The 14,558-nt window shown below is 63.2% G+C and carries 5 protein-coding genes and 3 pseudogenes; 4 read left to right on the top strand and 4 right to left on the bottom strand.

The features are described from left to right. Nucleotides 1-114: 114 nt before the first annotated feature. A pseudogene (locus ACMTA2_RS20065) lies at nucleotides 115-306 on the bottom strand (cupin domain-containing protein); the annotation flags it as partial. A gap of 2 nt (nucleotides 307-308) precedes the next feature. Here ACMTA2_RS20065 and ACMTA2_RS20060 point away from each other — a divergent pair. Next, a pseudogene (locus tag ACMTA2_RS20060) lies at nucleotides 309-422 on the top strand (carboxymuconolactone decarboxylase family protein); the annotation flags it as partial. Between the two features lie 100 nt (nucleotides 423-522). On the opposite strand, the gene syrC reads toward ACMTA2_RS20060, so the two are convergent. Genes syrC through syrB1 form a run of 3 tightly spaced genes read right to left on the bottom strand, consistent with a single transcriptional unit; the run spans nucleotide 523 to nucleotide 4,590 of the window. Continuing rightward, a complete protein-coding gene (gene syrC, locus ACMTA2_RS20055; RefSeq protein ID WP_413791431.1) occupies nucleotides 523-1,734 on the bottom strand; it encodes a syringomycin E biosynthesis aminoacyltransferase SyrC in 1,212 nt (403 codons plus the stop codon). A gap of 58 nt (nucleotides 1,735-1,792) precedes the next feature. Next, the gene (gene syrB2 / locus ACMTA2_RS20050) at nucleotides 1,793-2,728 is read right to left on the bottom strand and encodes a syringomycin E biosynthesis L-threonyl-[L-threonyl-carrier protein] 4-chlorinase SyrB2 (RefSeq protein ID WP_413791430.1); all 936 of its coding nucleotides are present in this window, start codon (nucleotides 2,726-2,728) and stop codon (nucleotides 1,793-1,795) included. A 17-nt stretch (nucleotides 2,729-2,745) separates the two neighbouring features. Then, a complete protein-coding gene (gene syrB1, locus ACMTA2_RS20045) occupies nucleotides 2,746-4,590 on the bottom strand; it encodes a syringomycin E biosynthesis L-threonine--[L-threonyl-carrier protein] ligase SyrB1 (protein ID WP_413791429.1) in 1,845 nt (614 codons plus the stop codon). 345 nt (nucleotides 4,591-4,935) lie between these two features. Here syrB1 and ACMTA2_RS20040 point away from each other — a divergent pair, with 345 nt between their 5' ends. The 3 genes and pseudogenes from ACMTA2_RS20040 to ACMTA2_RS31575 form a co-directional block, all read left to right on the top strand. After that, complete coding sequence (locus ACMTA2_RS20040; protein ID WP_413791428.1) at nucleotides 4,936-5,997, top strand: TauD/TfdA family dioxygenase; 1,062 nt, start codon at nucleotides 4,936-4,938, stop codon at nucleotides 5,995-5,997. A gap of 34 nt (nucleotides 5,998-6,031) precedes the next feature. Further along, nucleotides 6,032-7,741 (top strand): cyclic peptide export ABC transporter, encoded by a 1,710-nt coding sequence (locus ACMTA2_RS20035; protein ID WP_413791427.1) that lies wholly within the window; start codon nucleotides 6,032-6,034, stop codon nucleotides 7,739-7,741. Between the two features lie 305 nt (nucleotides 7,742-8,046). Continuing rightward, nucleotides 8,047-14,523, top strand: a pseudogene (locus tag ACMTA2_RS31575) (amino acid adenylation domain-containing protein); the annotation flags it as partial. Between the last annotated feature and the right edge of the window lie 35 nt (nucleotides 14,524-14,558).

The raw sequence follows: 14,558 nt of genomic DNA, 5'->3' as shown, positions 1-14,558 counted from the left end.
GCGCGATGCGGCCCGGATCAGGGAAAAAGCCGGGGGGTGTTTCTCGGCGTCCCACCTAGGTTGCATTTTTATTCCTTCGACGAAATAGTCCGTGCTCCCGCGGCCAATGCGCTAAAGCGGCAGTGTTCCACCGGACACCAGCCTCGGGGTCCCCGGTTCAGCCGTTCTTGCGATGCCATGCAGGAGGTGAGGTGCCCCACGAGGCAGAAGCAGAATGTCTCCTGCGCGCATTGGCAGGCGCTGGCCGTCCGGAAACTCGACGCGGCATTCTCCCGCCAACACAATGTGATAGGGCGCTTTTCCCAAGAGCACGCCGCGAAGAAGTGGCGGCCACATTGGCAACCGCCATTTCGCTCGATGCCGGAGCAGCCTGTATCTATTCGTTGCGCACGTTGGAGGCGTACGACTCGCTGAGAAAATAGATACGGCTGGTGTGTGCGTCAGGCCTCCAGCATGACTTTTTCGCTGCATGCGATAAAAGTTGGCACCCTGCTCAAGTCCTGGGTCCTGGGTCCATAGACTTCAGACGGCCATCGAGTCCAGCGTTGATTCAAGGAAGTGGAAGGCCGTCTGTTTCGAGTGGTGGGTCGACTCGAAGAACGCCAGGTGACTGCCATTGCGCTCCACATGCAGCAGGGCATCGCTGATGGACTCGGCAATGTGCTTGGAACCACCGAGGTGAGTGGTTTCATCGGCGTCGCCGGCAACCACCAGCGTCGGCACGCTGATCTGTTCCAGTCGTGACTGCAGCTCGGTCTTGTTCAACGCATCGTTGAGCCGTGCATAGCGGTAGAACAGCTCCTCGTTGACGTAGGGATAGAGCGCCGCATGGGCGATGGAATCCGGAATGGTCGCCAAGGTGGCCTGGTCCAGGAACAACGCTTGCAGGTCGCTGGCCTCGTTGCGGTCCACGGCGGCCGATTCCATCAGCCATTCGAAGTTCTGCTGGTGGGCGGTGCGCAGGCTGTCGTCGCCCAGGTTGTAATCGCCGTGCCACAGGCTCAGGGAATTGACCCGGCCGGTGTGGGTGGCGGCTGCGCTGAGGGCGATCACCGCGCCACCGCAGATACCCATCAGGTGCGCGTTTTCCAGGCCATAGTGGTTCATCACATTGATCAGGTCGCCCACCTGGGCGTCGGTGTCCACGGACAACTGGTCGAACGAGGTGCAGGAACCGAACAGCCCACGGGTTTCCCAGGTGACCACGAAGAACCTTTCGCTCAGCGCATTGAACCAGTCGCGGCACAGGTCGAACGGCATGCCGCAGGGCAGGGCGAGGACGATGGCCGGGCGGTTTCGCTCGGTACTGGCATGCACCGACAGCGCCACGTTGTCGCGGGTGATCAGGTGCAGTGTCTCGACCTCGGGCACGGCACCGCTGAAATCGAAGTGTCTGACCAGGCGCCCGAAGTCCTTGGCACTGTCGACGTCGTCGAAGTGGTCATAGGAAAACTCGAGCGCCTGGCAGATTTTCTTGCTGATGAACATCTCGAAGGAAGACAGCTGCGCCTCGCCATCGTGCACGTACTGCACGGCTTTGACGCCGATGCGTGCGAAGGCGGCGCTGACCGCCCGTTCCGTGGCTCTCACGCTGGGTGAGGCCTGGTCGGGTGGCGGCTCATTTGCCTGGGCGAGGAAGCTCAGGCAAATGGGATCGGGCAGATGGATGGCAAGGTGCCTAAGCATCCTCACGGTCTCACACAGGCGCGTTGCTGCGTCGGTGGAAATAGTCATGGATTGGGGACTCCTGTCAGGCACGTTGCGCATGCCACTGTCTTATGGCACTAAAAAATCAGACCGCTTCGAATTTCTTGCCTCGGGTGGTATGGGTGACAAGGCGGTTATATGCCGGGGTCTTGTCCCCGATCACCTGGACCGCGCCGTATTTCTCAAGGCTGATGCGACCGCCGTATTCCTCGATGTGCTCGGAGTCCGGGTAGATCTTCACGAAGGACGGGACATAGCGCGAGGCGAAGCCCATGCGCATGTCCTGGGACTCGCCGCTGTGGGGGTAGGAGGCGTGCATCAGGGTCGACCAGAAAATGATGAACTGGCCGGCCTTCATCTGCATCGGCACGGCGGCGGATTCGTCAGGCTTGAAGTCCTCGTCGATCTGCAACTGGCGATAGTCGTAGCCGAAGAAACCGCGGCGCACGCCATCCTTGACCACCGCGCTGTTGTTGGCATCGGGATCGTAGGCCATGCGCTTGGTTTCGTCGTAGTTCATGCTGTTCTGGGTGCCAGGAATGAATTGCAGGCAACCGTTGGCGATGTTGGCGTCGGTGAAAGCGGTCCAGACCGTGATGGTGCCGCCGAAGTCTTCATTCTCCGGCCACAGGATCTGCGGCTTGCCCGAGGCGTTGGCGAAGGTGTCGGCCTGGTGCCAGTCGGTGCCTTCGTCGCCCGGGTATTTGGGGAAGAACTCGGTGCGCCAGCACAATACGTCCGGGCCCAGGATGCTTTCGACGCGGTCGCAGATCTGCGGGCGGCAGATGTGGTTGGCGAGGAATTCGTCGTCCAGGTGGCGATCGTAGTTGGCAATGTTGGTGCCGGCGGAGATTGCATCCAGGTCCTGGTAAGCCGCGGCACTGCGATCGAGCAGGCGCAGGCGGGTGCGCTTCCAGGTTTCCTTCATTTCTTCGGGGGTATAGGCGTCGAAAGGACCGATGAAACCGTTCTTCTCAAAGGACGCGCGTTCTTCCGGGGTCAGGGCGAATTTCTTGCTCATGGGCTGTTCCTTTTCGGTCAATGGGCTTGGACAAGGGAGCGCTGGATGCAGTCGGCCAATACCTTGGCGGTCGCACCGTTGGCCAGTACGCCAGGGTCCAGGTTGACTTGGTAATGGGCCTTGAAGGTGCTCAACGAGCGGATCAGTGCCAGGGAGGTGCCGCCAAAGTCGAAGAAGTCATCGTTCAGGCCAATGTTCTTCAGGCCGATGTCCTGGGACCAGACCTTGAGCACGAACTGTTCTTGCTCGGTAAGGCCGTCGACCACGGGTTGTGCCGTGGCTTCGACGGATTCGGGCGAGGGCAGGCGCTGCTTGTCGATCTTGCCGTGGTCGGTGACCGGCAGTTGCGCCAGGACGATGTAGGCCGACGGACGCATGTAGTCCGGCAGGCTGGCGGCCACCAGCGCGGCGACTTCGCTGCGGGTCTGTTCGGTCCAGGCATTCACGCCCTGGGCCGGTACCACGTAGGCGACCAGGCGCCAGTCGCCGTCGCCGTAATCGTGACCGGCCACATGGGCGGCGGCCACGGCGGGGCTGGTTTGCAGGCAGGCTTCGACCTCGCCGGGCTCGATGCGGAAGCCACGGATCTTCAGTTGCTCGTCGCAACGACCGGCGTAGCGGTACTCGCCGTCATCGCCCAATACCACCAGGTCGCCGGTGCGATAGGCGCGGGTTGACGTCCCTGGCAGTTGCACGAAGCGCTCGCTGTTCAGGGCCGGCCGGTTCAGGTAACCCAGCGCCACGCCGGCACCTTCGATGTACAGCTCACCGGCGCTGCCCTGGGGCACGGGTTGCCGATCGGCATCGAGCAAGTTCAGGCGCCAGCCATCCAGCGGGGCACCGATCGAAACCATGGCCGCGCTTTCCAGGTCCTGGCCCAGCACGCGCTTGAAGGTGGTGTGCACCGTGGCTTCGGTGATGCCGTACATGTTGATCAGCGACGGCTTCTGGTCGCCATGACGTTCGACCCAGGGGCGCAATACCGTGGCCGGCAAGGCCTCGCCGCCGAATACCACGTAACGCAGCGTCAGTGGCGCCTTGGCCTGGCGGTCCGCTTCATCGAGGCCACGGAAGGCCGATGGCGTCTGGCTCAGGACGGTCACGCCCCGGTCGACCAGCCATTGAAGGGTGGCGGTTGGCGAGCGCGACACATCGTAAGGCACCACAGCCACGTGGCCGCCGTGGGCCAGCGCGCCCCAGATCTCCCAGACCGAAAAATCGAAGCCGATGGAGTGGAACATCGACCAGACGTCGTGTTCGTTGAACGCGTATTCACGTTGGGTGCTTTGCAACAGGCGGCTGACGTTGGCGTGGGCTACCAGCACACCCTTGGGCTCGCCAGTGGAGCCGGAGGTGTAGATGACGTAGGCCGGTGCCTGGTCGGGGTTGCGGCGGTCGCCATCGTCAAGCGGTTCCAGTGCCGGGCCGGCCAGCAGATCGGCCAGGGGCAGGACGCGCACGGACAAGCTTTGCGCCAGTTCGGCGGGCTCGCCGATCATCAGGCTCAGGCCGCTGTCGCGCACGATGTGTTCGATGCGCTTGCCGGGGTATTGCGGATCGACCGGGACATAGGCACCGCCGGCCTTGAGGATGCCCAGCAGGCTGATGACCAGGTCGACGCTGCGCGTCAGGGACATCCCCACCAGCCTGCCGTCCTTGACGCCTTCCTGGCGAAGACGGGCAGCCAGTTGCGACGAGGCCGCATCGAGTTGCGCGTAGCTCAACGCGCGAGTGGCGTCGGAGACGGCCGTTCGCTCGGGAAATTCACGGGCCCGGGCGGTAAAGATTTCATGCAGGAATGCACCGGGCGTGAGAGGGGCTGGCGCGGGGTTGACCGATCCGCCAGTGTTCTTAATCGGCATGACTAACGCTCCTGTTAATTGCCAGGTGCAGCGTGTTTGCGCGTTTGCGAAAACCGTTGCACTCGAGACGTCACTGCGGCCCACGGGATCGTTTAATGCGCCTGTGCGATTCGCAGCTGCCGCATTTCAGCACCGACTCATGCCGGCGTCTGTCGCGGGAAATGGGGACAAGCCGCTTTGGGATGAACGTCGACACCGATGGGGTAACCCGGGGGTGGGGTCTGTCCCGGTTTGCGGTGCCAGACATCACCGTGGATCAGTGTTTTTATCCTTGCCCGACAGTGGGGCGCATTGGTTTTGCCCCGTACGACGTGGATCCGAGGATCCGTGGTTCAGGAGTGATGCATGAGTCTTCAAACTAACGCTTCGCCCGTGATGAGCGATGACGGGACGGCGGATTCGCTTTCCTGGCCCGGTCAGCCAGTGGAGGGGCAGGTCCGATTGTCGCTGCTCGCCGATGGCCTGAGCCTGCCTGTGGTGATCGAAGCGATCGCCCCTGGCCTGGATCCCTCGCAATGGGCCGGGACCCATCGCGAGGCCATCGAGGCCTTGTTGTGTCGCCATGGCGCGGTGCTGTTTCGCGGTTTTGACCTCGGCTCGGTGCCGGCCTTCGAAGCGTTTGCCGAAGCCTTGTCCCCCGGGCTGCACGGCAGTTACGGCGACCTGCCGAAGAAGGAGGGCGGACGCAACGTCTACCGCTCCACGCCGTATCCCGAGCGCGAGATGATCCTGTATCACAACGAAAGCTCGCACCTGGAAAGTTGGCCGCGCAAGCAATGGTTCTATTGCGAGCAGCCGTCACGGGTGGGTGGTGCCACGCCGCTGGCCGATATCCGCCAAGTGCTGCAAGCCCTGCCTGCGCAAGTGGTGGCCCGGTTCGAGCAAAAAGGCCTGAGGTACAGCCGCACCTTCACCGCCGGCGTCGAGCCGAGCTGGGAATCGTTCTTCGGCACCACCGACCGCGGGGAAGTCGAACAGCGTTGCCGGGAGCAGGGCACTGATTTCGAATGGCTCGACGACGAAACCCTGCAAGTGCGCACCCTCTGCCCGGCGGTGATCCAGCATCCGGTGACCGGGGAACGGGCTTTTTTCAACCAGGTCCAGCTGCACCATCCGTTTTGTCTTGGCGAGGAAATGCGCGAAGACCTGCTCGACATGTTCGGCGCTGATCGTCTGCCGCGCATGGTCAGTTATGGCGATGGAACGCCGATTGAAGACGACGTCATGGCGCTGCTCGGCGACGCCTACGAGGCCTGCGCCGTCAGGTTCGTTTGGCGCAGGGGCGACGTGGTGATGCTCGACAACATGCTGGCGGCCCACGCTCGCGATCCTTACGAGGAACCGCGCCTCATTGTGGTGGCGATGGGCGAGATGACCGCCCGGGGCGACGTATGGCGACCGGCGTGAGCCCTTTCGCGACTCCATTGAAGGATAGCAACCCATGAAAAAAGAGAAGAAAGCGAAGACGCCGAAGAAGCCCAAGGCGGGTTCGGTCATGCGCCTGTTGTGGCGTAACCATCCCTGGCTGACGCTGTTTACGCTGATCTGCGGTGTCATCAGCGGGGTTGCGTCCATCGCGGTGGTGAGCGTGATCAACGACGCCATCCACAACGACGGCTCGCGCCTGCAGGCACTGTATTGGTTCATTGGCCTCAGTGCCACGGCGCTGATCTTGCGCAACGGCGCGGCCTTGTTTCCGGCCTACGCCAGCATGCGGATCATGACCCGGTTGCGCATTGCGCTGTGTCGCAAGATCCTCGCCACGCCGCTGGAGGAAGTGGACCGGCGCGGTCCGCCCAATGTGCTGACGATGTTGACCAACGATATCCCGCAACTGAACACGACGCTGATCGTCATGCCCACGGTGCTGGTGGAAACGACGGTCTTCCTGTTCGGTATCGCCTACCTGGCGTACCTGTCGTGGGTGGTCCTGGCCTTGACGGTTTCGCTGATGATCCTGGGCGTGGGCTTGTACCTGTTCTTTTTCGCCAGCGGCGTGAGGTCCACCAATCGGGTTCGGGACGAGTTCACCGCGTTCAACGAATACACCCATGCCCTGGTGTTCGGCCTCAAGGAGCTGAAGCTCAACGGCATCCGTCGCCGCTGGTTCGGCCGCTCCGCCATCGAGGCGTCTTCGACCCGGGTGGCGCGCTACAACTTCGTCGAGCGCCTGTGGTACACCGCCGCCGATAACGTGGGCCAGTTCACCCTGTCGTTGCTAATCGGTTGCCTGCTGTTCGCCGCGCCGCTGGTCAGCACGGTCGATCCCAAGGTGATGACTGCCAGTGTGCTGGCGGTGCTCTACATCATGGGGCCGCTGTCGCTGTTGGTGGGGGCGATGCCGGTGCTGGCGGCGGGCAAGGTCGCCTGTACCCGGCTCGCGGAATTCGGTTTCTCGATCAATGATCCGCATCCCGAACCCGTTGCGGTCGAAACACCGAAGGTGCATCTGCTCGAGCACAAGAAGACCTGGGACAGCATCGAGTTGAAGGGCGTGCGGATGCATTATCAGGATCCGCATGCTGGAGGCGGTTTCTCCCTGGGCCCCATCGACCTGACGGTACAGGCGGGTGAATTGATCTACATCGTTGGCGGCAACGGTTGCGGCAAGAGCACCCTGGCCAAGGTGTTATGCGGGCTCTACATCCCGCAGAGCGGCGAGGTGCTGCTTGACGGCGTGGCGATCACCGACGAGAGCCGCAGTGAATACCGTGATCTGTTTTCCGCGGTGTTCTCGGATTTTCATCTGTTCAATCGCCTCATTGGCCCCGACGAAGAGGATGGCAGCCCGGACCTGGCGAGCAAATACCTGGAAACCCTCGGGTTGGCCGACAAGATCAAGATCGAAGGGCTCGGTTATTCGACCCTCAAGGCGTTGTCCTACGGCCAGCAGAAACGCCTGGCCCTGGTATGCGCCTACATGGAGGACCGGCCGGTGTACGTGCTTGACGAATGGGCGGCCGACCAGGACCCGCCGTTCAAGAAGTTCTTCTACGAAGAACTGCTGCCCGACCTCAAGCGGCGCGGCAAGACGGTGCTGATCATTACCCATGACGACCAGTACTTCCAGCTGGCCGACCGGATCATCAAGCTGGCGGACGGGCACATCGTCTCCGATATCAACTGCGCCATTCGCGACAAGCGCGCCTGAATGGCTGTTCTGACTGCACCGTCCGGCTGGGGATGTTGTCGCGACAACATCCCCGCCAACCCGTGAAAGACGCCTGACATCAAACCCGCCCGACAGCACCGCCTGCCGGGTGGCGCAGGCTGTCTGCGCGGATCTGCATCATCAACTCCAGGCGTGCCCTGCTGCGTTTGTCCCGGGCAGCACTGACAAATATCTGAGAAGGAACGTATGACATTTTTCTTTGCTGTGGGCGTTGTTATCGCAATGGGCCTTTCGGCCAGCCGTCATCCAGAGCCTGTCGGCGTGCAAGTGACAGGAGGCCGCGTATGAACCAGCCCCTGGAACTTGCCGCGACCTATCCGCTGACGGCGTCCCAGCGGGATATCTGGCTGGACCAGATGACCAAGGGCGATTCGCCCTTGTACACCATGGGTGGCTACCTTCATATCCAGGGTACCGTCGATCCTGAACGTATCCAGCGGGCAGTCGAACTGTTGGTCCGCAAGCACGATGCCTTGCGCACGGTCCTGCACTGCGACGTCGGTGGCGACGGCGTGCCCATGCAGACCTTGGTCGAGTCGCTGGAGGTGCGGGTACCGCTGATCGACCTCTCAACTCGCCCTGAGCCGCAGACTGCGGCCCAGACCTGGGTGCAACAGGGGCTGGAAGTGGCATTTGAGCTCGATAAGGGGCCGCTGTTCCGCTTCTACCTGGTCAAGCTCAATGACGCTTCGTTCTATTTCGTCGTCAACTTGCACCACATTATCCAGGACGGCTGGGGCATCAACCTGATGCTCGCTTCCCTCAGTGACCTGTACAACGCGCTGGAGGAAAACCGCGAGCCTGACCTGTCGGCACCGTCCTATGCCGGGTTCATCGAGGATGATGCCCGCTACCACGACTCGGACCGTTTCCAGCGGGACCAGGCCTACTGGCTCGACAAATACCGGGATGTGCCGGATCCATTGTTCACCGCCCGTTACCGTGATCGCTACGTCGAGCCCGTGGTGCCCAGCGCCCATGCCATGACGCCGTTCCCACAGACGCTGAACGAGCGGATCGACGCCCTGGCGCTGACCCATCAGGTTTCGCGTTTCCCGGTGCTGCTGGCGGCGTTGTACGTGTACTTTGTCCGTACGACCCAGCGCGACGAGCTGGTGGTGGGCCTGCCGATCCTCAATCGCTCCAATCCGACCTTCAAGCAAACCGTGGGGTTGTTCACCCAGGTCAGTGCCATGCGCTTGAGATTCGCCGATGATCTGTCGTTCGGCGAGCTGATCCAAGCGGTGGCGCGCGCGCTCAAGCAGGATTATCGCTACCAGCGGTTTCCTTTAAGCGACATTCACCGCTCCCTGGAGCTGCGGCGTGACAATCGTGCCCAGCTGTTCGATGTGTCGTTCTCTTACGAGGAAGAGAACTACCTATACCGGTTCGGCGACGCCTCGGCCTATTCGGTGAAGAGTTCCAACGGCCAGGAACAGATGCCCCTGGCGATCCATTTCCGGACCAACCCCAACGAGGAAAATGCCTGGGTGCACTGGATCTACAACCAGGCGTTCCTGCAGGCCGATGAAGTCGAAGCAATGGCCGAGCGCTTCGTCCATGTGCTGGAGCAGGGGCTGGGTGACGATACGCGGACGATCCAGGACTTTGTCCTGCCGACACCGGCTGAGGCCCGCTTGCTCCGGGCCTGGAACACGAGCGATGCGCAGCGGTATGAGCACGACCGCACGATCCATGGCCTGTTCGAAGCCCGGGCCGCCGCGCAGCCTGGCGCGGTGGCGGTGGTTCATGAAGGCCAGACGCTGACCTACGGCGAGCTGAATACCCGGGCGAACCAGGTCGCCCATCGGCTGCTGGCCCTGGGGGTATTTCCGGATGACCGGGTGGCCATCTGCGTCGAACGCGGCCTGGACATGATCGTTGGCCTGTTGGGTATCCTGAAGTCCGGTGCCGGCTATGTGCCGCTGGACCCGGCCTATCCCCTGGACCGTCTGGCCTTCATGCTCGAGGACAGCTCGCCGGTGGCGTTGTTGACCCAAGCGTCGCTGCAAGCCCAGGTGCCTGCGCCGGCTATCCCGGTGCTGCTGCTCGATCAGCCAGAAGCCGCAGGTTTTGCCGAGCAGCCACGGCATGATCCGAATATCGGCACCCTGGCATCCCATCACCTGGCCTACGTGATCTACACCTCGGGCTCGACCGGCTTGCCCAAAGGGGTGATGGTCGAGCACCGCAACGTTGCGCGGCTGTTCTCGGCCACGCAACCTTGGTTCGATTTCGGCCCGCAAGATGTCTGGGCGCTGTTCCATTCCTTCGCCTTCGACTTCTCGGTCTGGGAAATCTGGGGCGCGCTGACCCACGGCGGTCGTCTGCTGGTGGTGCCGCAGTTGGTCAGCCGTTCGCCGCAGGACTGCTATGCGCTGTTGTGCGAGGCCGGTGTCACGGTGTTGAACCAGACACCGAGCGCGTTCCGCCAGTTGATCGCGGCCCAGGGTGAAAGTGATCTGAACCACAGCCTGCGCCAGGTGATCTTCGGTGGCGAGGCCTTGGAAACCGGCATCCTCAAACCGTGGTATGCCCGGGCAGTCAATGCCGGTACGCAATTGGTGAACATGTACGGCATCACCGAAACCACGGTGCATGTGACGTATCGTGCGTTGCAAGCGGCCGATGCCCAGTTGGTTGGTGTCAGCCCGATCGGCAAGCGGATTCCCGATTTGCGCCTGTACCTGCTGGACAAGTACGGCAAGCCAGTGCCCAAGGGCGTGGAGGGCGAGTTGTACGTAGGGGGCGCCGGTGTGGCGCGAGGCTACCTGAACCGGCCGGAGCTCAACGCAACGCGGTTCCTGCCCGATCCGTTCGACACCGGTACGAACGCGCGGATGTACCGTACCGGCGACCTCGGTCGCTGGCTGCACAACGGCGAACTGCAGTACCTTGGGCGCAACGATGAGCAGGTGAAAATTCGCGGTTTCCGTATCGAACTGGGTGAAGTCGAAGCGCGGCTGACGGCCTGCACAAAAGTGCGCGAGGCCGTGGTGATCGCCCGGGAAGACGAGCCGGGGGACAAGCGACTGGTGGCCTATGTGCTTGCCGAAGACGGCGCCTGTGTGTCTGCAGGCGAGTTGCGCAGCGAGCTGCTGGGCTCGCTGGCGGACTATATGGTGCCGAGCGCCTTCGTGATGCTCGAAGCCTTCCCGCTGACCACCAACGGCAAGCTCGACCGCAAGGCGCTGCCGGCTCCCGATTCGCAGGCGTTTGCCCGACGCAGCTATGAAGCGCCGGTGGGCCAGGTGGAAATCACCCTGGCCGCTTTGTGGGCCGAGCTGCTTGGCGTCGAGCAGGTGGGTCGTCACGACCGTTTCTTCGAACTGGGCGGCCACTCGCTGCTGGCGGTCAAGCTGATCGAACGCATGCGCCAGTTGGACCTGAACGCCGACGTGGGCGTGCTGTTTGGCCAGCCGACGCTGGAGACCCTGGCCGCTGCCACGAGCACCAGCGGCGCAGTGGTGGTGCCGGAGAATCGGATTCCCCACGACGTCGAGCGCATTACCCCGGACATGCTGCCCCTGGCGACCCTGACCCAGGACGAAATCGATCGCATTGTCGCAACCGTGCCGGGCGGCGCGGACAATGTGCAGGATATCTACGGCCTGGTGCCGTTGCAGGAAGGCATTCTCTATCACCACTTGGCGACCCGCGAAGGCGACCCGTACCTGTTGCAGGCCCTGTTGCGCTTCGGCACCCGCCAGCAGCTGGACGCGTTCGCGCAAGCCTTGCAGGCGGTCATCGCACGGCACGACATCCTGCGCACCTCGGTGGCGTGGGAAGGGCTCGGCGAACCGGTACAGGTGGTTTGGCGCGAGGCGCGCCTGAAGGTCGAAGAGCTGGTCATGGACCCGGCCGAAGGCGATATCGCCGGCCAGTTGCAGGTCCGCTTCGATCCTCGTCACACCCGCTTCGATCTGCGCCAGGCGCCGATGATGCGTATTCACTTCGCCGAAGATGTCGCCAGCGGCAGTTGGGTGGCGGTACTGCTGTTCCATCACCTGATCGATGACGCCACCTCCCTCGGCATGCTGGGCAAGGAAATCGACGCGTACCTGCAAGGTCGTGCGACGGAGCTGCCGGTGTCGGTGCCTTACCGCAATTATGTGGCTCAGGTCCGGCTGGACAATCATCCCGAGCAACATGAAGCGTTTTTCAGCGAGATGCTCGGCGATGTGGACGAGCCGACCCTGCCGTTCGGCCTGCAGGATGTACAGGGCGACGGCAGCGGCATCGAAGAGGCGACGCTGTCGCTGGAGGTCGGGCTGGCCCGGCGTCTGCGTGCCCAGGCCCGGCGCCTGGGGGTGAGCACCGCCAGCCTGCACCACTTGGCCTGGGGCCAGGTGGTGGGGCGCTTGTCCAGCCGTCAGGACGTGGTGTTCGGCACCGTATTGATGGGCCGGTTGCACAGCGGACAGGAGGCCGGACATGCCTTGGGCATGTTCGTCAACACCTTGCCGTTGCGGGTCGAGGCGGGGGACCAGGGGGTGCTGGCCGCGCTGCAGGCGACCCACGGCCGCCTGGCGGCGCTGCTGGGCCACGAACATGCGCCGTTGTCGTTGGCACAACGGTGCAGTGGCGTTGCGGCGCCGGCGCCGCTGTTCAGTGCGCTGATGAACTATCGGCAGACCGCCGTGGCGGCACAGGCGAGCGAGGATGCCGGCCAGGCCAGAATCTGGGCCGGAGCGGAAATTCTCGGCGGCGAAGAACGGACCAACTACCCACTGTCGCTGTCGGTGGATGACCTCGGTGATTCGTTTGGACTGACCGTGCAAGCCGTGGCCGGGATCGGTGCGCAACGGGTTTGCGGCTACGTGCACACCGTGCTCGAAGCATTGGCCGATGCCCTCGACCAGGATGGCAACACCCCACTGCTCACGTTGGCCTTTGTTCCCGCCAGCGAACGCCAGCAATTGCTGCACGATTTCAATGCCTTCGATGCGGTGTACCCGTCGGGGCTACTGGTCCATCAGCTGTTCGAGGCCCATGCCGAAGCTCGGCCTGAGGCCGTTGCGCTGACGTATCAGGGGCAGCGGCTGAGTTACGGCGAGCTGAATCGGCTGTCCAATCAGATCGCCCATCGCTTGATCGAGTGGGGTATCCGTGCCGACGACCGGGTGGCGATCTGCGTGGAACGCAGCCTGGAAATGGTGGCGGGCCTGGTGGGTATCCTCAAGGCCGGGGCCGGTTATGTGCCGCTTGATCCTGCTTACCCGGCCGAGCGCCTGGGCTACATGCTGGAGGACAGCGCACCGAAGGTGCTGCTGACCCAGCGCAGCCTGCAGGAACGCTTCCCGGCGGCGGGCGTGCCGACCTTGCTGCTCGACGGTGAGGACCGTGACGTCGCCGGCATCGACCGGCAGCCGTTCACCAACCCGGACGCACAGGCGAGGGGCCTGAACCCCGACAGCCTGGCGTATGTCATCTACACCTCCGGCTCCACCGGCCAGCCCAAGGGCGTGGCGATGCCTCACCGCGCCCTGGTCAACCTGATGCAGTGGCAGATCGACCAAGCCTCGCAGCAGGGTCGCGCCGCTGCGCGCACCTTGCAGTTTGCCGCACTCGGCTTCGACGTGGCGTTCCAGGAGGTCTTTAGCACCTTGTGTGCCGGCGGTGAGCTGTCGCTGATCCATGCCGACATCCGCCTGAATTTCCATCGCCTGTTCGAGCATATCTGCCAACAGCGCATAGAACGCCTGTACCTGCCATGCATCGCCCTGCAAGCCCTGGCCGAAGCGGTCGTCGGCGAGCGTGAAGGCACTCGGCTGACCTGCGACTTGAAAGATGTCATCACCGCTGGCGAACAGTTGCGCATCACCCCACAGATCCGTGCATTGTTCGAGCGCCTCGATGGCTGTCGCCTGCACAACCACTATGGGCCGACCGAGTCCCACGTTACCACCGCCCTGACGCTGCCGGACGATGTCGCCGCCTGGCCGACGCTGCCGGCCATCGGGCAGCCGGTGGCCAACACCCGTATCCATTTGCTGGATGCACAGCAGCAACCGGTTCCGGTCGGTGTAGCCGGCGAGATCCACATCGGCGGCATCTGTGTTGCCCGTGGCTACCTCAACCGCGATGACTTGACCGCCGAGCGCTTCGTCCGCGATCCGTTCGCGGCCGATGAACAGGCGCGCCTGTACAAGACCGGTGACCTGGGGCGCTACTTGCCCGATGGCCATATCGAGTACCTGGGACGCAACGACGACCAGATCAAGATCCGTGGCTTCCGTGTCGAGCTGGGTGAGATCGAGTCCCGGCTCTGCCAACACGGCGAAGTAAAGGAGGCGGTTGTCGTCGCCCGTGAAGACCAACCCGGCGAGAAACGCCTGGTGGCCTACATCACCGCCCAGGTGGCGGATTCGGCGCCGGAGGCCGATGCCTTGCGTGCGCACTTGCAGGCGCTGCTGCCGGACTACATGGTTCCGGCGGCCTACGTACGCCTGGACAAACTGCCCTTGTCGCCCAACGGCAAACTCGACCGCCGCGCGCTGCCGGCTCCGCAAGCGCAAGCCTTCGCCAGCCGTGCCTATGAAGCGCCACTGGGCGAGGTGGAGACCTCGCTGGCAGGGTTGTGGGCTGATGTGCTCGGTGTCGCGCAGGTGGGGCGACACGATCATTTCTTCGAGCTGGGCGGGCATTCGCTGCTGGCGGTGAAACTGATCGAACTGATGCGCAAGTCTGGGTTGAGCGCCGATGTGCGGGTGCTGTTCGGTCAGCCAACCTTGGCTGCCCTGGCGGCGGCAGTGGGCGGTCGTACCGAGGTGAGCGTGCCGGCCAACGGTATTGC

The organism is Pseudomonas medicaginis (assembly GCF_965119365.1).
Classification (GTDB): domain Bacteria; phylum Pseudomonadota; class Gammaproteobacteria; order Pseudomonadales; family Pseudomonadaceae; genus Aquipseudomonas.
The sequence above is the reverse complement of the archived record's forward strand: the minus strand, read 5'-3'. Positions and strand labels throughout refer to the sequence as shown.

Bases quoted from the DNA above. Each gene is read 5' to 3' on its own strand.
- syrB1 (WP_413791429.1), bottom strand. From the start codon at position 4,590: ATGCCGATTAAGAACACTGGCGGATCGGTCAACCCCGCGCCAGCCCCT.
- ACMTA2_RS20035 (WP_413791427.1), top strand. From the start codon at position 6,032: ATGAAAAAAGAGAAGAAAGCGAAGACGCCGAAGAAGCCCAAGGCGGGT.
- ACMTA2_RS20040 (WP_413791428.1), top strand. From the start codon at position 4,936: ATGAGTCTTCAAACTAACGCTTCGCCCGTGATGAGCGATGACGGGACG.
- syrB2 (WP_413791430.1), bottom strand. From the start codon at position 2,728: ATGAGCAAGAAATTCGCCCTGACCCCGGAAGAACGCGCGTCCTTTGAG.
- syrC (WP_413791431.1), bottom strand. From the start codon at position 1,734: ATGACTATTTCCACCGACGCAGCAACGCGCCTGTGTGAGACCGTGAGG.